18 protein-coding genes are annotated in these 19854 nt (G+C 70.5%); 8 read left to right on the top strand and 10 right to left on the bottom strand.

Annotated elements, in window-relative coordinates; translation table 11 throughout:
- Nucleotides 1-9: 9 nt before the first annotated feature.
- The 7 genes from uxaC to AC507J_RS10375 all read left to right on the top strand — a co-directional run bounded on the left by uxaC (nt 10) and on the right by AC507J_RS10375 (nt 11830).
- Nucleotides 10-1437, top strand: coding sequence for a glucuronate isomerase (gene uxaC, locus AC507J_RS10405; protein ID WP_496288894.1), 1428 nt, complete (start codon nt 10-12; stop codon nt 1435-1437).
- Nucleotides 1434-2735: an enolase C-terminal domain-like protein gene (locus AC507J_RS10400; protein ID WP_496288893.1), complete on the top strand. Its 1302-nt coding sequence runs from the start codon at nt 1434-1436 to the stop codon at nt 2733-2735. Before uxaC ends, AC507J_RS10400 begins: the two co-directional genes overlap by 4 nt.
- Nucleotides 2726-4216 (top strand): mannitol dehydrogenase family protein, encoded by a 1491-nt coding sequence (locus AC507J_RS10395; RefSeq protein ID WP_496288892.1) that lies wholly within the window; start codon nt 2726-2728, stop codon nt 4214-4216. Before AC507J_RS10400 ends, AC507J_RS10395 begins: the two co-directional genes overlap by 10 nt.
- 245 nt (nt 4217-4461) lie before the next feature.
- On the top strand, nt 4462-5637 hold the full coding sequence (locus tag AC507J_RS10390; RefSeq protein ID WP_496288891.1) for a Gfo/Idh/MocA family protein: 1176 nt from the start codon (nt 4462-4464) through the stop codon (nt 5635-5637).
- A 211-nt stretch (nt 5638-5848) separates the two neighbouring features.
- Entirely contained in the window at nt 5849-7210 is a 1362-nt protein-coding gene (locus tag AC507J_RS10385) for a pectate lyase family protein (protein ID WP_496288890.1), read from the top strand.
- Between the two features lie 133 nt (nt 7211-7343).
- Nucleotides 7344-8897, top strand: a complete 1554-nt coding sequence (locus tag AC507J_RS10380; protein WP_496288889.1) for a pectate lyase family protein — start codon at nt 7344-7346, stop codon at nt 8895-8897.
- A gap of 95 nt (nt 8898-8992) precedes the next feature.
- A complete protein-coding gene (locus AC507J_RS10375) occupies nt 8993-11830 on the top strand; it encodes an AAA domain-containing protein (RefSeq protein WP_496288888.1) in 2838 nt (945 codons plus the stop codon).
- On the opposite strand, the gene AC507J_RS10370 is transcribed toward AC507J_RS10375, so the two are convergent.
- The 9 genes from AC507J_RS10370 to AC507J_RS10330 all read right to left on the bottom strand — a co-directional run bounded on the left by AC507J_RS10370 (nt 11790) and on the right by AC507J_RS10330 (nt 17793).
- Nucleotides 11790-12167, bottom strand: coding sequence for a hypothetical protein (locus AC507J_RS10370; RefSeq protein WP_496288887.1), 378 nt, complete (start codon nt 12165-12167; stop codon nt 11790-11792). The two genes, AC507J_RS10375 and AC507J_RS10370, sit on opposite strands and share 41 nt — an antisense overlap.
- The gene (locus tag AC507J_RS10365) at nt 12164-13405 is read right to left on the bottom strand and encodes a WXG100 family type VII secretion target (protein ID WP_496288886.1); all 1242 of its coding nucleotides are present in this window, start codon (nt 13403-13405) and stop codon (nt 12164-12166) included. The genes AC507J_RS10370 and AC507J_RS10365 overlap by 4 nt, the downstream gene beginning before the upstream one ends.
- Complete coding sequence (locus AC507J_RS10360; protein ID WP_496288885.1) at nt 13402-13725, bottom strand: type VII secretion target; 324 nt, start codon at nt 13723-13725, stop codon at nt 13402-13404. The genes AC507J_RS10365 and AC507J_RS10360 overlap by 4 nt, the downstream gene beginning before the upstream one ends.
- The gene (locus tag AC507J_RS10355) at nt 13715-14149 is read right to left on the bottom strand and encodes a YbaB/EbfC family nucleoid-associated protein (RefSeq protein ID WP_496288884.1); all 435 of its coding nucleotides are present in this window, start codon (nt 14147-14149) and stop codon (nt 13715-13717) included. Before AC507J_RS10355 ends, AC507J_RS10360 begins: the two co-directional genes overlap by 11 nt.
- A 239-nt stretch (nt 14150-14388) precedes the next feature.
- Nucleotides 14389-14952 (bottom strand): restriction endonuclease, encoded by a 564-nt coding sequence (locus AC507J_RS10350; RefSeq protein ID WP_496288883.1) that lies wholly within the window; start codon nt 14950-14952, stop codon nt 14389-14391.
- A 380-nt stretch (nt 14953-15332) separates the two neighbouring features.
- Entirely contained in the window at nt 15333-15980 is a 648-nt protein-coding gene (locus AC507J_RS10345) for a DUF433 domain-containing protein (protein ID WP_496288882.1), read from the bottom strand.
- A gap of 67 nt (nt 15981-16047) precedes the next feature.
- Nucleotides 16048-16401, bottom strand: coding sequence for a hypothetical protein (locus tag AC507J_RS10340; protein WP_496288881.1), 354 nt, complete (start codon nt 16399-16401; stop codon nt 16048-16050).
- Nucleotides 16398-17546 carry a helix-turn-helix domain-containing protein gene (locus tag AC507J_RS10335; protein ID WP_496288880.1) on the bottom strand — a complete coding sequence of 383 codons (1149 nt, stop codon included), beginning with the start codon at nt 17544-17546 and terminating at the stop codon, nt 16398-16400. The genes AC507J_RS10340 and AC507J_RS10335 overlap by 4 nt, the downstream gene beginning before the upstream one ends.
- A 7-nt stretch (nt 17547-17553) precedes the next feature.
- Nucleotides 17554-17793 (bottom strand): winged helix-turn-helix domain-containing protein, encoded by a 240-nt coding sequence (locus AC507J_RS10330; RefSeq protein WP_496288879.1) that lies wholly within the window; start codon nt 17791-17793, stop codon nt 17554-17556.
- A 304-nt stretch (nt 17794-18097) separates the two neighbouring features.
- Here AC507J_RS10330 and AC507J_RS10325 point away from each other — a divergent pair, with 304 nt between their 5' ends.
- Nucleotides 18098-18376 (top strand): DivIVA domain-containing protein, encoded by a 279-nt coding sequence (locus AC507J_RS10325; protein WP_496288878.1) that lies wholly within the window; start codon nt 18098-18100, stop codon nt 18374-18376.
- A gap of 337 nt (nt 18377-18713) precedes the next feature.
- Here AC507J_RS10325 and AC507J_RS10320 read toward each other — a convergent pair whose 3' ends face one another.
- Nucleotides 18714-19667: an endonuclease domain-containing protein gene (locus AC507J_RS10320; RefSeq protein ID WP_496288877.1), complete on the bottom strand. Its 954-nt coding sequence runs from the start codon at nt 19665-19667 to the stop codon at nt 18714-18716.
- Between the last annotated feature and the right edge of the window lie 187 nt (nt 19668-19854).

The following is a 19854-nucleotide window of genomic DNA, read 5'->3' as shown; positions in this document are numbered from 1 at the left end:
CCGCACCCCGTGCCCACCTCGACCCGACCCGACCTGCTCCTCCCCGCCGAACCGGGCCAACGCGCGCTGGCCCGGGAGCTGTACGCGCTGGTGGAGCGGCTGCCCATCATCTCCCCGCACGGGCACATCGACCCCGCGCTGCTGGCCGAGGACCAGCCCTTCCCCGACCCGGCCCGGCTGCTCATCGTGCCGGACCACTACCTCACCCGGATGCTGCTCAGCCAGGGCGTCGCCCCGGGCGAGCTGGGCGTGCCCAGCCGCGACGGCAGTCCGGTGGAGACCGATGGGCGCCGGATCTGGCGGCGCTTCGCCGAGCACTGGCACCTGTTCCGGGGCACCCCGTCGCGGCTCTGGCTGGAGCAGACCCTCACCGAGGTCTTCGCCCTGGACACCCGGCTGTCGCCGCAGACCGCCGACGAGGTGTACGACGCGCTCGCCGCCAAGCTCGCCGAACCGGACTTCCGGCCCCGGGCGCTCTTCGAACGCTTCAACATCGAGGTGCTCGCCACCACCGAGTCGCCCCTGGACGACCTGGGCCGGCACGCCAAGCTCGCCGCCGACGGCTGGGGCGGGCCCGGCGGGCGAGTGGTCACCACCTTCCGCCCGGACAACGTGGTCGACCTGGAATTCGAGGACTGGTCGGCAAACGTCGACCGGCTCGGCGAGATCACCGGCGAGGACACCGGGACGTACGCCGGCTACCTGGCCGCGCTGCGCGCGCGCCGGGAGGCGTTCATCGCCGCCGGGGCCACCTCGTCGGACCACGGGCACCTCACCGCCCGCACCCTCGACCTCGGCGCGGACGCGGCGGCGCTCTTCGACCGGGCCCGCCGGGGCCGGGCCGAGCCGGGCGACACCGAGGCGTTCCAGGCGCACATGCTGCTGGAGTTCGCCCGGATGTCGCTCGACGACGGGCTGGTCATGCAGCTGCATCCCGGCGCGGTGCGCAACCACAACAGGTGGCTCTACGCCCGGCACGGTCGCGACGTCGGCGGCGACATCCCGCAGGTCACGGAGTACGTGCACGCCCTGGCGCCACTGCTGGACGCGTACGGCAACGACCCCCGGCTGCGGGTCGTCCTCTACACCCTGGACGAGGACACCTTCACCCGCGAGCTGGCGCCGCTGGCCGGCGGTTACGCCGCCCTGCTGCTCGGCGCGCCCTGGTGGTTCCTGGACTCCCCCGAGGTGCTGCGCCGGTTCCGGGAGACGGTCACCGAGACCGCAGGCTTCTACAACACCGCCGGGTTCGTCGACGACACCCGCGCGTTCTGCTCAATCCCCGTCCGGCACGACGTGGCCCGCCGCGTCGACGCCGGCTTCCTGGCCCGGCTGGTCGCCGAGCACCGGCTGCCCATGGACGAGGCCGCCGAGACCATCGTCGACCTGGCGTACCGGCTGCCCAAGCGGGTCTTCAAGTTCGGAGAGATCTCATGACCACCATCACCGACGTGACCGTGCACGACGTGCGGTTCCCCACCGCCGCCAGCGGCGACGGCTCCGACGCCATCAACCGGGGTGACTACTCGGCCACCTACGTGGAGCTGACCACCGACGACGGGCCGACCGGCGCCGGGTTCACCTTCACCAACGGCCGCGGCAACGAGATCACCTGCGCGGCCGTGACGGCCCTGGCCCACCACGTGCGGGGACGCACGGTGGAGGAGATCACCGCCGAGCCGGTGGCGTTCTGGCGCTCGCTCGTCGCCGACGTGCAGCTGCGCTGGCTGGGCCCGGAGAAGGGGGTCATCCACATGGCCACCGGCGCGCTTGTCAACGCCGTGTGGGACCTGCGGGCCAAGCTCGCCGGCAAGCCGATGTGGCGCTACCTGGCCGAACTGCCCACCGAGGAACTCGTCGCCAACGTCGACTTCAAGCACATCACCGACGCGCTCACCGCCGACGAGGCCGCCGCCATCCTGGACAAGGGACGCGACGGGCTCGCCGACCGGCTGGCCGTGCTGGAACGCGACGGCTTCCCGTCGTACACCACCTCGGTCGGCTGGCTCGGCTACCCGGACGACAAGGTACGGGCGCTGACCCGGACCGCGTACGCCGCCGGATGGCGGGCGATGAAGATGAAGGTCGGTGGCCCGCCCGCCGACGACCTGCGCCGGGCCCGCATCATCCGGGAGGAGATCGGCCCGGACGCGCTGCTGATGATGGACGCCAACCAGGTGTGGGACGTCGACGAGGCGATCACCAACATGGCCGCGCTGGCCGAGGTCGACCCGTACTGGATCGAGGAGCCGACGCACGCCGACGACATCCTCGGCCACGCCCGCATCGCCCGCGCCGTCACCGAGCTGACCGGTGGCCGGTGCCGGGTGGCCACCGGCGAGGTGGCCGCCAACAAGGTCATCTTCAAGCAGCTGCTCCAGGCCGAGGCGATCGGCGTGATGCAGATCGACGCCTGCCGGGTCGGCGGCGTCAACGAGGTGCTCGCCGAGATCCTGCTGGCCGCCAAGTTCGGGGTGCCGATCTGCCCGCACGCCGGTGGCGTCGGGCTCTGCGAGTACGTGCAACACCTGGCGATCTTCGACTACCTGCGGGTCGGCACCAGCCTGGAGGGCCGGATGGTGGAGTACGTCGACCACCTGCACGAGCACTTCGTCGACCCGGTACGCACCCGCGACGGGCGGTACCTGCTGCCGACCGAGCCGGGCTACAGCGCCACCATGCACCCCGCCTCGATCGCCACCTTCCGTTTCCCGGACGGCCCGACGTGGCGGTGACCGTGGGCGCGTCCCGGCTCGACCTCGGCGCGCTGCGCCGGCTGCCGACCGAGGCGCGTCCACTGATCCGGCCCGGCACGGTGGACGCCGGCGTGCTGCACCTGGGGCTCGGCGCGTTTCACCGGGCCCACCAGGCGGTCTACACCGAGCAGGCGATGGCCGTGGCCGGCGGCGACTGGGGCATCGTCGGCGTCGCCCCGCGCAACGCCGAACTGGTGCGGATCCTCGCCGCACAGGACAACCTGTTCAGCGTGAGCACCCTCTCCGCTGCCGACCGGCACACCCAGGTGGTCGGCGCGCTGGCCGAGGTCCGGCTGGCCGCCGCCGACCCGGACGCGGTGGTGGCGCTGCTGGCCGACCCGGCGATCCGGGTGGTCACGTTGACCGTTACCGAGAAGGCGTACCAGCTCGACCCGGCCGGCGGCACGCTGCGCCCGGATCCGGCGCTGGTCGCCGACCTGACCACCGACCGGCCGCCGGCCACCGTGCCGGGGCTGCTGGTACGTGGCCTGCTGGCCCGCGCCGCCGCCGACGCCGGCCCGATCGCCCTGGTCAGCTGCGACAACCTGCCCGCCAACGGCCGCCGGCTACGCGGACTGATCACCCAGTCCCTGGCGTACGCGGGCACGCCGCAACCGGTGGTCGACTGGGTCGGTACGCAGGTCGGCTTCCCGGGCACCATGGTCGACCGGATCGTCCCGGCCAGCACCCCGGACACCCTGGCGGCAGCCCGGCACGCGCTCGGCGTCGAGGACCTGGCCGCGGTGGCGGCCGAGCCGTACACCCAGTGGGTGATCGAGGACGACTTCCCCGGCGGGCGTCCGGCCTGGGAGCGGGCCGGCGCGGTGCTCTGCGCCGACGCCGGGCCGTGGGAGCGGTTGAAACTGCGCGCGCTCAACGGGGTGCACTCGGCCGCCGCCTACCTCGGCGCGCTCGCCGGATGCGAGACCATCGCCGACGCCCTCGCCCTGCCGCACCTGGCCAGCGTGCTGCGCCGGCTCATCGCCGAGGACGTGGCTAACAGCTTCACCCCACCCGAGGGCGTCGACGTGGTCGACTACGGCGAGCAGGTGCTGGCCCGCTTCGGCAATCCGGCGATCCGGCACCGCACCCTCCAGGTGGCGATGGACGGATCGCAGAAGCTGCCGCAGCGGATCCTGCACACCATCGCCGACCTGCGCGCCGCCGGCCGCCCGGCGCGCTGGGCCACGCTGGTCCTCGCCGCCTGGATAAGGTTCGCCCAGGGCAGCACCGACGCCGGCCGCCAACTGCCGCTGGACGACCCGCTGGCCGCCCGGATCCGGGCGGCCCTGGCCGCCGCGCCGCAGACGCCCGCCGGGGCGGTCGACGCGATCCTCGCCCTCGACGAGGTCATCCCACCCGAGATCGCCGCCGACGACCAGGTCCGCGCCGACGTGACCGCCTGGCTCACCGACCTACAGACCCACGGCGTCCCACCCACCCTGGCCAGCGCCACATGAGTGAAAGGAAGGGCCCCCTATTAACGCCTGGTGTAGAGGAAGGGCCCCTTATTAACACGCCAGACCCGCTGGGCGCGCCGGGCGCCTCGGGCACGCCGGGCGCCTCGGGCACGCCGGGCGCCTCGGGCGCGCCGAACCCGCCGGGCGCGCTGGGGGCACGCAGCGCGCGCAGCGCGTCGAGCGAGCCAAACGCCGGGAGCGAGCCAGACGCCGGGAGCGAGCCGAACGCGCGGAGCGTACCGACGGTGGCGCTGGTCGGGGCGAACGGTCACGGGCGCTGGCATCGCCGGGTGATCGGCCCGCTGCACGACGCCGGGCGGCTGCGGCTGGCCGCGCTTGTCGACACCCGGCCGATCGAGCCGGAGCCGGCCGCACCGGTACCGGCCGGCACGCGGATCTTCACCGATCATCGGGCGATGCTCGCCGAGGTCGCCCCGGACGTGGTGGTGATCTGCACTCCGCCGCACACGCACCTGCCGATCGCCCGCGACGCGGTGACCGCCGGGGCTGACCTGCTGCTGGAGAAGCCGCCGGTGCTCTCCACCACCGAACACGAGGAGCTGACCGGCCTGCTGGCCGGCACCGGCCGGGTGGCGCAGGTCGGCTTCCAGGCTCTCGGCTCGGCGGCGCTGACCGCGTTGACCGACGCCGTCGCGGCGGGCCGACTGGGTACGGTCACCGGCATCGCCACCGTCGCCGCCTGGCAGCGGCCGGACGCGTACTACGCCCGCGCTCCGTGGGCCGGGCGGCGGGTCCTCGACGGCCGCCCGGTGCTCGACGGCGCGCTGGCCAACCCGCTGGCCCACGCGGTGATGCAGTGCCTGGCGGTGGCCGGGACGGTCGCGGGCGAGCCGGTGGAGCCGGCCACCATCGAGGTGGAGCGGTACCGGGTCCGGCCGATCGAGGTCGACGACACGGCCGTGCTGCGCGTGCGGCCCCGCAACGGTCCACCGATCGTGGCCGCGGTGACGCTCGCCGGGGAGGACTTCGTCGCCGGCGAGGTGATCGTCACCGGTGACGCCGGGCGGGCCGTGCTGGAGTACCCGACCGATCGGTTGCTGCTGCCCGGCGACGACGAGCCCCGCGAGATACCGGGCCGCCGCAACCTGCTGGAGAACCTGCTGGCGCACCGGGCCGATCCCGGGGTGCCGCTGATCGCGCCGCTGGCCCGTACGGCTGCCTTCACCGCCGTGCTGACCGCCCTGCGTGCGGCACCCGAACCGACGCTGCTCGACGGCGAACTTGTCGACTCCGTCGGTGCGGGACCGCAACGGGTGCTCCGCATCCGGGGGGTCAACGCGGTGCTGCGAAAGGCCGCCGAGGATGGCGCGCTGCCCTCGGAGTGGGGCGTACCCTGGGCGGTCGGGCCGTGGCGGGTGGCACCGGCGGGATGCGGGGCATCCCGGGAGACGACGGAATAGGAGAAGCGCAAAGCCACTGCAAACAACCGGTCCATCCAGGACCGACATCAAGGCGATGACCAGCGGTTTCCCGACCCGCCCAGGTCGGGGCAATTCCGGCCGAAGTCAATTACTGCAACAAAGCTGCATATCATTAATATTGACCTAGATAAAACATTAACCGTAACCTTCGTCACAAAGGAGAAACACGACGAAGGAACGGGACGAGTCAATGCACAAACTCGCCGCGGGCGCGGCATTGATCATGCTCACCCTGACCGCTGCTCCCGCCCCGGCAGCGGCCAACTCCCCGGCCGGCAAGGGCGGCCCGGCGGTGTTGTCGCCGCTGGCCCGGCAGCTCGGTAAGCAGCAGCTACCGCCTGGCGACGGCTGGGCCGCCGCCGGGCCCGGCACCACCGGCGGCGCGGCCGCAGCCGCCGACCAAGTCCACGTGGTCACCAGCCGCGCCGAACTGGTCGCCGCGCTCGGCGGGAACAACGCCACAAACGCGACAAACGCCACCCCCAAGATCGTGTACGTCAAGGGCACGATCGACGGTTTCGAGGGCGCCGACGGTCGACTGCTCGACTGCACGGACCTGGCCGATCCCGGGTACTCGCTGGACGCGTACCTGGCCGCGTACGACCCGGCGGTGTGGGGTCGTACGGCACCCAGCGGCCCGGTCGAGGAGGCCCGGGTACGGTCGGTCACCAACCAGACCCGGCACACCCAGATCAACGTCGGCTCGAACACCACCCTCATCGGGCTGCGCGGCGCACGGCTGACCGGCCTGACTCTGATGATCGACCGGGTCTCGAACGTCATCGTCCGCAACATCACCTTCGACGACGCCCGGGACTGCTTCCCGGCCTGGTCCCCCACCGACGGCGAGACCGGCAACTGGAACTCCCAGTACGACCAGGTCTCGGTACGCCGCAGCGAGAACGTCTGGGTCGACCACAACACCTTCACCGACGGGGACAACCCGGACAGCGCCCAGCCGAGCTACTTCGGTCGCCCGTACCAGGTGCACGACGGGGCGCTGGACATCACCCACACCGCCAGCCTGGTCACCGCCTCCTGGAACCGGTTCGACGGGCGGGACAAGCTGATGCTGATCGGCTCCTCCAACACCGTCGGCCCCGACGTCGACCGGCTCAAGGTCACCCTGCACCACAACCTGTTCGACGGGTCGTTGCAGCGGCTGCCCCGGGTGCGTTTCGGCCAGGTCGACATCTACAACAACGCGTACCGGCTCGGCGGTGACGGCTACGAGTACGCCATCGGCGTCGGCGTGCAGTCCGCCGTGTACGCCGAGAACAACCACTTCACCCTCGGCGCCGGCCTGAGCGCCGCCGACCTGCTCTACGACTGGGGCGGCACCGCGATCACCACCCGGGGCAACTGGGTCAAGCCCGCGGGTGGGGCGGCGCGCCCCGTCGATCTGGTGGCCGCGTACAACGCCGTACACGACCCCGACCTGTCGCCCGACGCCGGCTGGACCCCGGCGCTGCGCCACGGCCCGGTACTGCCGGCTCCGCTGGTGCCGCTCGTGGTCGGACCGCTCGCCGGCGCCGACCGCCTGCCGCTGTAACTCGCGGCCGGCAGCCCAGCACCAACCGCGGTTAGGAAGGGGCCCCTCCTATACACCAGGCGTTAAGAAGGGCCCCTTCCTTTCACCAACACCACCACACCACACCACCACTCAAGGACGAGGTGAGACGAGGATGAAACGAACAGTCACGCTACGGCTCCTGGCGGCACTCGCCACGGCAGGAGTGGGGGCGGCGGTCTTCGTGACCGTCACCGGCCCCCAGGCGTCGGCAGCCGTCGGCAGCGCCACCGGCTTCGCGGCCAGCAACGGCGGCACCACCGGCGGTGCCGGCGGACAGACCGTACGCGCCACCACGGGTACCCAGATCCACGCGGCCCTCTGCAACCGGGCCAGCAGCAGCACCCCGATCACCATCCAGGTCGAGGGCACCATCAACCACGGCAACACCACAAAGGTGTCCGGTTCGAGCTGCAACACCGCCGCCGACGTGATCGAGCTGAAGCAGATCAGCAACGTCACGATCCTCGGGGTCGGTAACGGGGCGGTCTTCGACCAGATCGGCATCCACATCCGCGAGGCCAGGAACATCATCATCCAGAACGTGACCGTCCGGAACGTCAAGAAGTCCGGCTCCCCCACCTCCAACGGCGGCGACGCCATCGGGATGGAGTCCGGCGTCCGCAACGTCTGGGTCGACCACGTCACCCTGGAGGCCTCCGGCGGCGAGTCGGAGGGCTTCGACGGCCTCTTCGACATGAAGAACGACACCCAGTACGTGACGCTGTCCTACAGCATCATGCGTAACTCCGGTCGCGGCGGCCTGATCGGCTCCAGCGAGAGCGACCGCTCGAACGGCTTCATCACGTACCACCACAACCTGTTCGAGAACCTCGACTCCCGCGTGCCGTTGCTGCGGGGCGGTGTCGCGCACATCTACAACAACCACTACGTCAACATCCGGGAATCCGGCATCAACTCCCGCGCCGGTGGCCGGGCCAAGGTGGACAACAACTACTTCCGCAACTCCAAGGACGTGCTGGGCACCTTCTACACCAGCGAGGCCGGCTACTGGCAGGTCAGTGGCAACACCTTCGACAACGTGACCTGGTCGAGCCGCAGCGGCGACAACAACCCCGCCGGCCCCAACCCGACCTCCAACACGACCGTCAGCGTCCCGTACTCCTACCGCCTCGACGCGGCCAGCTGCGTACCGAACGTCGTCAGCCAGACCGCCGGCGCCAACAAGGGCATCCGGACCTCGGACGGCAGCTGCACGCCGACCAACCCGACGACCGGCCCGACCACTCCCCCGCCCGGACCGACGAGCAGCCCCACCCCGGGCCCGACCTCGCCGCCGAGCGGGACCAACCTGAGCATCGGTGCCGGCTCCGACGGCTCCAGCAAGGCCAGCGGGACCAGCTACGGCGACGTGCGGGACGGCAACATGAGCACCGCCTGGTCGCCCTCGGGCGCAACCGGACAGATCTCCATCAAGTGGGACGCCGCCACCCGGGTCTCCAAGGTCAACATCCGTGAGGCATCCGGCGCCGTCGGCAACATCCGGTCCTGGCGGCTGATCAACCACGACACCGGCGCCGTGCTCGCCACCGGCAGCACCGCCGGCGTGATCAGCTTCAGCGCGACCTCGCTCCGCAAGATCACCTTCGACATCACCAGCTCGTCCGGCACCCCCCGGGTCGCCGAGTTCGAGACCTACGCCAGCTAGCAGCCACGTCAGCTGGGGGCCGTCGATCCCGACGGTCCCCAGCGCGCTGTCCGGGGGGCGCCGGCCGTCGGCGCGTACGGCAGAATCTGCGGGCGATGCACGCGGCGGCCATCCTCACCGCGCTCGCCGACCTGGCTCCGGCCGGTGCCGAGCGGGTCTTCGACGTGTCCGGGGCCGGCCGACCGCTGGTCTGGCTACCGGAGCCGCACCGGGGTCCGCGCGGTGCCCGGCTGGACCGGTTGGCCGCGCTGGACGCGCTGCACCGCGAGGAGCGTCTGCTCCGCCGCGGCCTGGCCATCCTGGTCGGCGGGGCGGACGTGGACGGCGTACGACGGCGGGTGCGGCTACCGCTGCTCGCCCAGCCGGTACGCCTGGAGCGCGGCCGGCGCGGCTACCGGGTGGTCCCCGCCGGTGACCTCGAACTGACCCCGCTGATCGCGGACCGGGACCTCGCCGCCCGGCTGGAGGCCGCCCCCGGGCTCGCCGGGCCCGGCTGGCTGACCGCGCCCGGCACCACGGCATGGATCACCACGGCGGCCCAGGCGGCCGGGCTGAAGGTGGACGGGGTGGTCCCGCGGCCACCACGCAGCATCGACGACGAGAGCCTGATCGGGGTCGCCGCGGCAGCGCTCTTCGTGACCCGCGACGTGTTCGCCGGCCGCCTGCGGGACACCCTGCTGAACTGGGCGGGCCGTCCCGGGCTGGCGGACACGGCGCTGAGCCGGCTCTACCTCGGTACGCCGCAGCCGTCCGACGGCACCGGTGACGAGGCGGACGAAGTGCTCTCGCCGCTGCCCCTCAACGTCGCCCAACGGGACGTGGTCCGGCGTAGCCGCACCGAGTCCGTGGTGGTGGTCTCCGGCGCGCCCGGCAACGGCAAGAGCCACGCCCTGGTCGCCGCCGCGCTGGACACCGTCGACCGGGGCGGATCGGTACTGGTGGCGACGCAGTCCGTACCCGCCGCGGAGGTGCTGGGCGCACTGTTGCGCCGCCAGCCCGGCCCCACCCCGGTGCTCTTCGGCGACGCCGAGCGACGGGAAACGGTCGCCGCCGAACTCGCGGGGGGATCCGCCGCCGGGGTGGACGCCGCGCAGCTGCGCGCGGACGCCACCGCCGTGGCGACCGCCCGGGACCGGGTCGCGGCGGCCCGAGCCGGCATCGCCGCCGCCCTGGACCAGGAACGACACGCCGCCGCGCTGCCCGACTGGCAGCCGCTGCTGCCCGCGCTGCGCCACGATGCACCGCGGCTCTTCGAACCGGACGCCGACCTTGCCGCGATCCGGCACGCGCTCGACGACACCGACCGGGACAGCGGGGCCACCGGCCGGGGCGAGGCCGGCTGGTGGCGGCGGCTGCGACGGTCGTACGCCCTGCGGCGGCTGCGGCGGTTGACCGGTGCCGCCCCCGGCGTGCCCCTGGACCGGTTGCGGGCGGCGGTGCAGGCCGCCGAGGCCGTGCGGGCGTCCGCCGGACCACCCGCGCTCGACGGCACGGAGCTGGCCGCCGCCTGGCGGGCGCTGGCCGAGGCGGACGCCGCGCTCGCCGAAGCGGTCGGCACGGCACTGCGGCACCAGGCCACCAGCGCGCGACGCTGGACCGCGGCCGCCCGGCGCGCCGCCAGCGGACTCGGCACCGCGCTACGGGCCGGCCGGAACCGGCGCCGGGAACTACTCGCCGGGCTGGACGCCGACGCCCTGGTGCGGGCGCTGCCGCTCTGGGTGGGCACGGTGGCCGACGTCGAGGACCTGCTGCCCCCGGTGGCCGGCATGTTCGACCTGGTGGTGCTCGACGAAGCGGCGCACGTCGACCAGCTGCGCGCCGCCCCGGTGCTGGCCCGGGCCCGCCGTACGCTGATCGCCGGCGACCCTCGGCAGCTGCGGTTCGTCTCCTTCGTCTCCGACGTGGACGTGACCGCCACGCTGCACCGGCACGGCCTGGAACGGTTCGCGGACCGGCTCGACGTGCGGCGTGCCAGCGCCTTCGACCTGGCGGCCGGCGCCGCACCGGTGACCTGGCTCAGTGAGCACCACCGTTCGGCGCCGCACCTGATCGGCTTCTCCGCCGAACGGTTCTACGGCGGCAAACTCGAACTGGTCACCCGGCACCCGCGCAACGAGCGGACCGACGCCATCGACGTGCTGACGGTCCCCGCAGCGCAGGTGACGGAGGGCGTCAACCAGGCCGAGGTGGACGCCATAATCGACCTGGTCCGCAGGCTGGCGACCCGACCACCCGCGGGCGGGATCGCGGTGATCAGCCCGTTCCGGGCCCAGGCCGACGCGATCGAGGCGGCGCTGCTGTCCGCGTACGACGTCGAGGAAATCGAACGGCTCGGCTTACGCTCCGGCACCGTCCACGCCTTCCAGGGCAGCGAGGCGGACGTGGTGATCGCCTCCCTCGGGCTGGTCGACGACGACCCACCCTCGCGGCACCGGTTCCTGGCCGAACCGAACCTGTTCAACGTCCTGGTCACCCGGGCCAGGAACCATCTCACCCTGGTCACGTCGCTACGCTCACCCGAGGGCATCGTCGGCGACTACCTCCGGTACGCCGAACGGCCACCGGCGGCACCGTCGGGCTCGGGTAATCTCGCGCCGGCCCCGTGGACCCGGGCCCTCGCCGTCGAACTCGACCGAATCGGGCTGCCGGTCCGGTCCGATTACCCGGTCGGCCGCTGGCGGATAGACCTCTGCGTCGGCGACGACGCGGAAGCGGTAGGCGTGTTCTGCGGGGTACATCCGGACGGCGTGGCCGCCCACATCGAACGCCACCGTACGCTCATCCGCGCCGGCTGGCACCTACACGACGTCTTCGCCAGCCACTGGACCGACGACCCCATCCGAGCCGCCCTCGACCTCACCACCCGCATCGGCACCGGGCTGACCCCCGAACTCAGATGCGCGGGTGTGCGTCCTCGATTCGATCGGCCTTGACGTACGCCAGGAATTCGGCCTGATCCGGCGCGGACAAGGCGGCGAACGCGGAGTAGGCGACGGCGCGCGCGTGCGACGTTTCCGCTGCCAGCAGCCCGATGATGGCGGCCCAGGCGAGCGAGACCGAGTGGAACACGCGGTCTCCGCGCAGCGCGGTGAGCCTGCTCAACTCCCCCAGCTTGCTCGCCGCGTCGTCGTCCGCCCTGGCTCGGTCGATCAGTTCAAAAACGGCCTTGCCCCGGTACGGACCACCGCTGCTGGCCAACTCCGCCAGCTCGTCATTGCGCATCTGCCGCACCGGCGGCGGCGTGATGTTCGGCGGCTGGGGCAGGCTCATGGGGGATCTTCTCCAAAGATCTTGGCGTACTCTTCGCGGATCAACCGGTGCAGCTGCTCGACGGAGTCCTGGTCACCGATGGACTCGGCATGTCTAATCTCCTGTTGGTAAGCGCGCACCTCGTTCTCGTAGCGCAGCACGGGGTCTTCGAACCAGCCTCTCATCCCGACCCAGCCCGCAGCCTGATCCTCTCGGAGATGCTGCATCTCGTGCAGCAGCGCACCGTACGAAGCATCCGGGTCGAGGATCAGGTGACCCGGCTGACCCGGCGACGGGCTCGGCCCGTACGCGAGCCCGCCCTCACGGAAGGTGATCTCGACACCCAACTCGCGGGCCTCTTGAATGGCCGCCTGCCACTGTTCCGGATGAGTGTCGCGCGCGGCACCCCACTTCCGGAGCGGATCGGCATCGGAGTGCAGCAGGTGTGTGTCGCGGGTAGGCGCTGGCGGCGGTGCCGAGCCACGGCCGGCGAGGCGGCGGAGGACGGTTTGCAACTCCGCGACGAGTTCGCCTAGGCGGCGCAGGATCGGTGCCAGCCGCCGCAGGCTGCTGATTAGTCCGTGCAGCAGCCGGGTGATGCGGGCCACCCACTTGGCAGCCAGGGTGGTCACCTGGGTGATCACCCAGGGAGTTGCCACCCCCAGCGTGACGCCGGCTTCGGCGAGCCACACCCACAGGCGTACGGACAAGACGGAGACGAACTCGGCGATGAGGTCGCGAACGAGTTCGCGAACCATGGCGACGAGCAGGCCAGCGCCAGCGGCGATCTCGGACATGGCGTTGCTCGCTCGGGCGAGGGCGTCCAGTACGGCCTGGTGCTCCTGGCTGTGCCGTCGATAGGCGCCCGAAGCCGAGCCCGTCCAGCCGGCGATCTGCACGCTCACCGCATCGCCGAGCGCGACGCGCGACTCCCCCATCGCGCCGGTGACGTTTCGCCAGGTCTGGGCATACGCGGCGATCTGATCGGGATCGCCAGCCAGCTCGTCGAGCGCATCGGAAAGCGGTTTGACGTGCTCGATCAGCCAACCGACGCCCCAGGCGACCAGCTGACCCAGCGGGTCGGTGACGAAGGCCAGAGCGTCCATGGAGACGGCGAATCCGCCGATCGTCGTGTCGATCCATCCGCCCCCGGCGAAGCTTGCCAGGAGGCCGTCGATGTCCTCAGCGATGTAGATGCCGCTGAGTGCGGTGGTGCTGTCCTGGCGAGGTGCGATAAGCGGATTGGCCGGCTGACTCATCGACCGGCACCGGGACCGGGACCGAAGCGAGCCGCCACACCATGGTCGCCGCTCTCGTACCGGTTCGCGGTGGCGCGTAGGTGATCGGCCGTACGCTGCAGCGCGTCGGTGGCTTCGTCCAATGCGTTGACGGTGGCCTGCTGCACCGGGTCCAGCAGGCTCGGGATGAGCTGGCAGAGCCGACCGTACGCGTGTCGACCCAACTGCACCGATCCGGCTGCCCGGCGGCACTGGTCGACCATTTCGGCTACCTCGTCGACACTCCCGGCATGCTGGCGCAGCACCTGGCTGTCAACGTCAAAGCCGGTTTCACCAGCCATCGCGATGCCGTCGCGAGTCGCTGCGATCCTCTTCGCGGTCGTCCGCCACCTCGGGAAAACGCTCGGCGTAGCCCATCACCACCGCGCGGGCGGTCTCCGAGTCGGCGCCGACGGTCTGCGCGGCGATCTCGGCCACCACATCGGCAAGGCGACCCTGCGCCCGGCGCATCGTCGCCATGATCTCCGCCGCGACTCTCGCCTCGGGCCAGCCCGACAACCGATCGTCAAGCCGCAGCTCGGTGACAATGCCCGAACCCGCCACCGTTACCTGCACCGCCCCGCCAGCGCCGGTGGCCGAGACCGACAGCTCAGCGACCCGCTGCGACATCGCCTGCGCTTGGGCCGCCCGCTCCGACATGGATGCTGCCCAGGCATGAGTCCATTCCTCGGCCGAGTTCGTCGCCCCGTCGAACGATGCATCCATCACAGCCGTCCCCCCATGACGCGCCACAATATCGACAGACACCGCTCGAACCTAGACTTGTGTCGCATCTCAGTCGAGGCATAGCCCGCCCGCTGCTCCGCACCGAGCAGATCGCGCCGCAGAAGGTCCATCACAGGCCCTGGGCTCAGCAACTCACCCCGCCCCGCTCACCGCCGACCGCCGTCAAGCACTGCCCGACCTGAACATCCTCACCAACCGCATCGGCCTCGCTCTGAGCGTCAGCGCGGCAGTGCTCCCATAGGCGGCACTCCAGTCCATGCCCACATCGCCAGTACGCTGCGGTCGACCAGAGTGATGCTGAGTTGGCGGGCCAACTGGACGCCGTCGCCCGTAGTAAAGAAACCATTGGTCACGATCATGCAGATCTCCCCCCGGTGGATCTCCCGGCAGGTGCCAGCGAAGCGCTGAATTGCGGCACTGCCCACCCGGTTGTTTAGGCTGTGCCGCTTGCACTGCACCACCACCCGCCGCCCGTCGGGCGCAAGCGCCGTGAGGTCCGCGCCCCGATCACCAGGGCCGCCGCAGACCCGCACATCCCGGAAACCCGAGGCGGCGAGAATCCGGGCAAACCACTGCTCGAACTCCGCTCCGCTCATCGCATCGGTCACCGCGATCAACCGGTCCCGCTCGGCCTGTTCGGCTCGCGCGCGGGCCCGCTGCTTCGACACTGTGACCAGCACCCCGGCCCCCGCTACGAACATGAGGAGGAGCAGGAACACCGACCAGCCCGGATGCCGTCGGACAAAGTCGACGACGATAGCGACCAGCACCAGGGTCGGCACGCCCCACAGCAGATAGCTCCCGCCAGCTCCCGAACTCCCGGAACTGAAGGACCGGCGGACGACCGACCTTCGGCGAGTAGCACCCGTACGTCGCCGACGATAATGCCCCCGGACGCGTGCGCCGTTTTTCCGGACATGGGATTTGACATACGGCATGAGACGCTCCCGAGTCGAGGGTCCCCCAGCATCACCTAGACGCCCGACACGTTCCACGCTCGACCGACGATACCGTCAGCTTTCCGACAGCAGACGCCGCAAGTGTCGCCGCTACCCGCATTGTCGGCCGATGGCCACCAGGATTGCTGGGTCGCTGCCTACGGACAGGCGGCGCGAAGGAGTTCGAGGACCTTAGGGAAGACATCAGTCACCTGGTGCACAACTCAGGCGGCGACTCGGACGACGGCTTCGACTTCGTCAATGGTCAGACCGTACTCGTCGGCAACGACTTCAGAGGGTTCACCAGCACGCCACATCCCCACAACCGCTTCGACCGGGACCTTGGTGCGTGCGACGACGGGAGCGCCCCAACCGAACCGTGGATCGATGACCACCTGGGCGGTGTCCGGGTACTGACGCAGCCGCAGGCGGGCTGGGTAGGCGTCGGAGGGATCCCAGACGATGTACCGCAGGTAATCGGCGATCACTTCACGGATCGGCATTTGATGGTCGCCTGTCTGAGCCAGTTCATCGGTGTCCATGTAGTGGACGAAGACGTCGATGCCGTCCGTCGCGATCCGTCGATCCGCCAAGCCATAAGGGTTGCCGAAGATGTTACGGATCTCGGCGGCCACGTCGCGGATCCTGTCCTTTCCGAGTTTCAGATCGCGCAGGGACCGCAGGACGTACGCCTCGATGACAGCAACGAACGGCACAGACGGCCATCCCCGCTTTGCCGGTGGCACGCTGTGCACCAGTGGCTCCCCTGCCGCCTTCTCGGCAAGCCAGGCGTACATGGTGCGGCGGGATATGCCCAGATAGCGAGCGGTGTCAGCTGGAGTAAGCAGCGCATCATGAACCTTGTCGATCACTACTGCGCCCTTCTCGCGCTGACCACTCCTGGCATCGCACTGCGCCCAGCAAGACCTTTCGTGGTGCCTACAGGAGCTTGTGTTTACGCGCGAAGGTCGGGAACTCGCCACCGGAACAGGGAAGACGGGCTCCCGTCGCCCGCAGGGCTGAGCCAATCCGCGCAACCCATTTGGTGAAACACCGGATTTCATCGAGCGTGTCCAGTTGGGCGATGTGCAGCCAACCGGTCTCGGAGGCGGCGGCTATCTCAGGGTGAGCCGGTGACCCTGCCCGCAGTTCCTCGAGGACCACGTGGGTCGTCCAACAGTCAGCGTCGAGCAGCAGATCCCGCAGGACGTCCAGCCGTTCCGCGAGGGTGAAGTGACTGAGGACCATCGTGTCGAGCACCAGGACGGATGCCGTCTGCATCGGCAGGCTCACGGCGCGATCTCCAGGTCGTCCTCCGGTAGGTCCGCCTCGGTGATTTGGCCATGCATCAACTCCACCGCTCGGCCGCTGGTGATCCGGCGAGTCCGCCAAGCTTCCATCACGGCGTGTGCATACGCTGGCGGCACCCGCACCGATGCGAGGTCCGGTTGCGGTGCCCAGCCGAGCGCCTCCATGAACTCCGCGTGGGTGGGCCGGACCTGGCTCCAGGATCTGCGGCTCGACGCATCGATCACCCCGGCCTGCTCGGCCTGCCGCAGGGCCAACAACCAGGAGGTACGGTATCGAGCCGCATAGCCGATGATGCGCTCACGAGTTGTCGATTCATCTGCGCGGGCGAGGGCAATCGCCTGCACGGGTAGCAGCAGTTCCGCCGCGAATGCGTCGATCGCTGCTTCCCGTTCCGCCCGCGAGGCACTCACGCCGAGATCGGCGGAGTATTCGTCACCGACGATCAGGTGGCCTAGTTCGTGTGCTGCGGTGGCCCGGCGGCGTCCGGGATCTCCCGTGGTGCTCACCACCGCAACGGCCAGATCTCCATCGACAAGAGATGCGCCGTCGCCTGGCAGATCGGTGGCCAGGACCCACTGGCCGGCACGTTCACAGACGTCCACGATGCTGGCGATCGGTTCGTCACCGAACCCGAACCGCTGCCGCAACCAACGCGCGGCCTGACGGGCATCGTCCTCGGACGCCACGGCCTGCGGATAGCGGAGCACCGGACGGGCGCGTAGCACACCGAGTTCCCGCAGCTGTTGCACATTACGCAGCCACTCGACCAGAGCGATCTCCAGACGCTCCGATGCCCGGGTCGCCTCGGTGTCGGTCTCCTCGGTCAAGGGTGCCGCGCGCCGCGACAGCACTGCCGGCCGCGGTCTGACCAGGTACTCCATCGACACCTTGAGCGCACGGGACAGCCGGGACAGTTCCAAGCCGTCCAGTCGACGGGTACCCGCCTCGACCTTGGCCAGCATGGTGCGGTCGAGGTCGATCATCGCGGCGAGATCCTGCTGCGAGAGCCCCAACGACAGGCGGGCCTGTCGCACCTGCTCGCCAACGAGAGGCCACTCCAAGGCATCACCCATGGTGCGATAATCGCACACTTGCACACGGCTATTGGCGCATGCGCAAATCGCCATGGGCAGATCAGGGTTCGCGCATCCAAAGCTTGGGATCGTTCACGTAGACACCCTTGCCCTGCTGCCGCCGGATCACCCGCAGCGCTTCGAGGCGGACATAGGCGAGCTGCACGGTGCCATAGCTGACGCCGTAGTCGGAGCGCACCTGCGCGGTCGGCGGTAGCCGGTCACCCGGCTTGAGTCGCCCCGACCTGACGTCGGCGATCACGTCCTCCGCGATGCGGAGATATTCGGCTGATTCGGGCATGTCGCTCCTCGCGTGGCAACCCGAATTCGATCACAACTCAAATGCCTGCACAATGTTCTTTGACTTCCCTATGTTCACTAGTTAGGTTGGTCCTGAGCCGCTTCTCGCGTGGCAACGAGTTCGGCTCACTTCCCTGGTCGGGGCGGGTGTGGGTGCCCGTCCCGACCGATTGGACTGCTCTGTCGTCGTACCGCTGATTGGAGCTGCGGCGGCAGAGCCGGGCGGGCCGTGCGGACGCCGGCCACGCACGGCCCGCCCTTCCATCAGCGAGCCTTCGCTCCCGGCTGCACCGGAAAGGATCGACGTGGCCCAGGTGTACCGAGGTGGCCACCTCTTTGGGGCCGGCCACCCGGCCCGGCTGACCCCGCACGAGGCGCGGACCCGCGCGTTCACGCCGCGTCGGCGCGGCGTCGACCCCCATGAGGTACGCCAGTTCCAGGCGCTGGTCGCCGACGAACTGGCCGATCTGCACGAGCAGGTTCGGCAGCTTGCCGAGGAGAAGGAGCGACTCAAGCGGACGTTGCGCGACTGGCAGAGCATGCACGCCCGCAAATGCCGCCCACCGAACTCCGGCCACTGGTGACCGCACGCCCCTCCCCCGGCGACCTGCTGATTGTCGACGGTCGCGCGTCGGTGCAGTTCGCCGGGGAGCGTGCCCTCACGTTCCGCGTGGTTTCGGTCTCCGACCGGCCGACCTACCACGGCTGGATCTGGCTCACCGGCTACGTCGTCAACCACCGAGGCGAGGCGACCGCCAAACGCGAAATCTACGTCCAACTCGCCGGTCTCCGCAGTGTGGCACAGGCGCCATCGCGCCAGGTGACTCGGCGCGGTGGAACTGGTGAGCCGCGCGCAGCGTCGGCACAACCGCCCCGGGCAGGTACGGCGCGGACGTCAGCCACCGCCAATGGTCGGTGAGCTCAGCCGTACATGGTGCGTCGGTGGGCAAGGATGGCAAGGGTTTCCCGGCGTACCTCGTCGGGTTCGTGCACGAGGCGGCGGTGGGTGAAGCGGACCACGAGGATGCCGACGGTCGCCAGTAGCGCGTCCCGACGCAGATCGATCTCCCGCTCGCGTTGGTTGCCGTGGGTGGTGGCGCCATCGAGTTCGATGTTGACCCGTTCGCGCTCGGCGAAGAGATCGAGGTACATGGTGCGCGGTCCGACGCGTACCCGTGCCTGGCGGCGGAAGTCGGGCATCCCGGGGCCGGTGAAGACCTGCTCGTGGCCCCAGATCTCCAGCGGGCTGCGGCAGCCCTCGGCGAGCCGGGTGAGCAGCGTACGGAGGGCTGCTCGACCGGTCAGCCTCGGCGCGCTTTGCAACGCCCCGCTCAGCCGCTCTGGGGTCGTCATGTGGTCGTTGACCGCCCGGATGACCGGCGCTCGCCGCTCGTCGGGTGGAAGCAGTGGCCACGAGTCGACCAGGGCCTGCTCGATGCGGGCGACCGGGAGCCCTCGCCGCGCCACCACCTGTGGCGGCTCGGAAACGAAGCCCAGGCGTCGGTGCACGACGACCCCGGGCCGGCTGCGCAGGCCCGCGTCGGCTGGTGCAATCAGATGCAGCAGTTGACCGGGTACCTGCCGATACAGTCCCCACACGTCGAGGGCGCTGAGGTGGCTCAGCGCGGCGCATCCCGCAGCCCAGGCACAGGCGGCCCGGTGCCCCATGGCAGGGTCGAGCCGGCTGATGGCGGGTAGGTCGCCCCGTCGGCCGTCCAGCAGGTGCGCCGCCACGAGCACCCCGGGCAGTACGCGTACGAGGTCGCCGTTGCCGCACGCCCGATGCAACCTCCACTTCGGCACGACCTGCTCAGCGACTTCCTGGATCACCAGCCCGCCGCCGCGTTCCACCAGTTCCCGAAGCACCGGATTCACGCCGTCGACCGTGTCGCCTCACCCCACCGCCCCGCAACCACCCTCACCCCAACCTGTGGACACCCGCCCCACTGTGGAAAACCCCCACCAATCCCCGCCATCTGCTATGGCGAGCCCTGATCGCTGACGGTTTGGCTACACATCTCTCGGCGTGTCGAGTCGCCCCGACGTCAACGATCATGAGAGG

This window comes from Micromonospora sp. PRAS1 (assembly GCF_059553435.1).
The sequence above is the reverse complement of the archived record's forward strand: the minus strand, read 5'-3'. Positions and strand labels throughout refer to the sequence as shown.

Coding starts and splice junctions, on each gene's coding strand:
- AC507J_RS10400 (WP_496288893.1), top strand. CDS start 1,434: ATGACCACCATCACCGACGTGACCGTGCACGACGTGCGGTTCCCCACC.
- AC507J_RS10385 (WP_496288890.1), top strand. CDS start 5,849: ATGCACAAACTCGCCGCGGGCGCGGCATTGATCATGCTCACCCTGACC.
- AC507J_RS10380 (WP_496288889.1), top strand. CDS start 7,344: ATGAAACGAACAGTCACGCTACGGCTCCTGGCGGCACTCGCCACGGCA.
- AC507J_RS10375 (WP_496288888.1), top strand. CDS start 8,993: ATGCACGCGGCGGCCATCCTCACCGCGCTCGCCGACCTGGCTCCGGCC.
- AC507J_RS10370 (WP_496288887.1), bottom strand. CDS start 12,167: ATGAGCCTGCCCCAGCCGCCGAACATCACGCCGCCGCCGGTGCGGCAG.
- AC507J_RS10365 (WP_496288886.1), bottom strand. CDS start 13,405: ATGAGTCAGCCGGCCAATCCGCTTATCGCACCTCGCCAGGACAGCACC.
- AC507J_RS10360 (WP_496288885.1), bottom strand. CDS start 13,725: ATGGCTGGTGAAACCGGCTTTGACGTTGACAGCCAGGTGCTGCGCCAG.
- AC507J_RS10355 (WP_496288884.1), bottom strand. CDS start 14,149: ATGGATGCATCGTTCGACGGGGCGACGAACTCGGCCGAGGAATGGACT.
- AC507J_RS10335 (WP_496288880.1), bottom strand. CDS start 17,546: ATGGCGATTTGCGCATGCGCCAATAGCCGTGTGCAAGTGTGCGATTAT.
- AC507J_RS10330 (WP_496288879.1), bottom strand. CDS start 17,793: ATGCCCGAATCAGCCGAATATCTCCGCATCGCGGAGGACGTGATCGCC.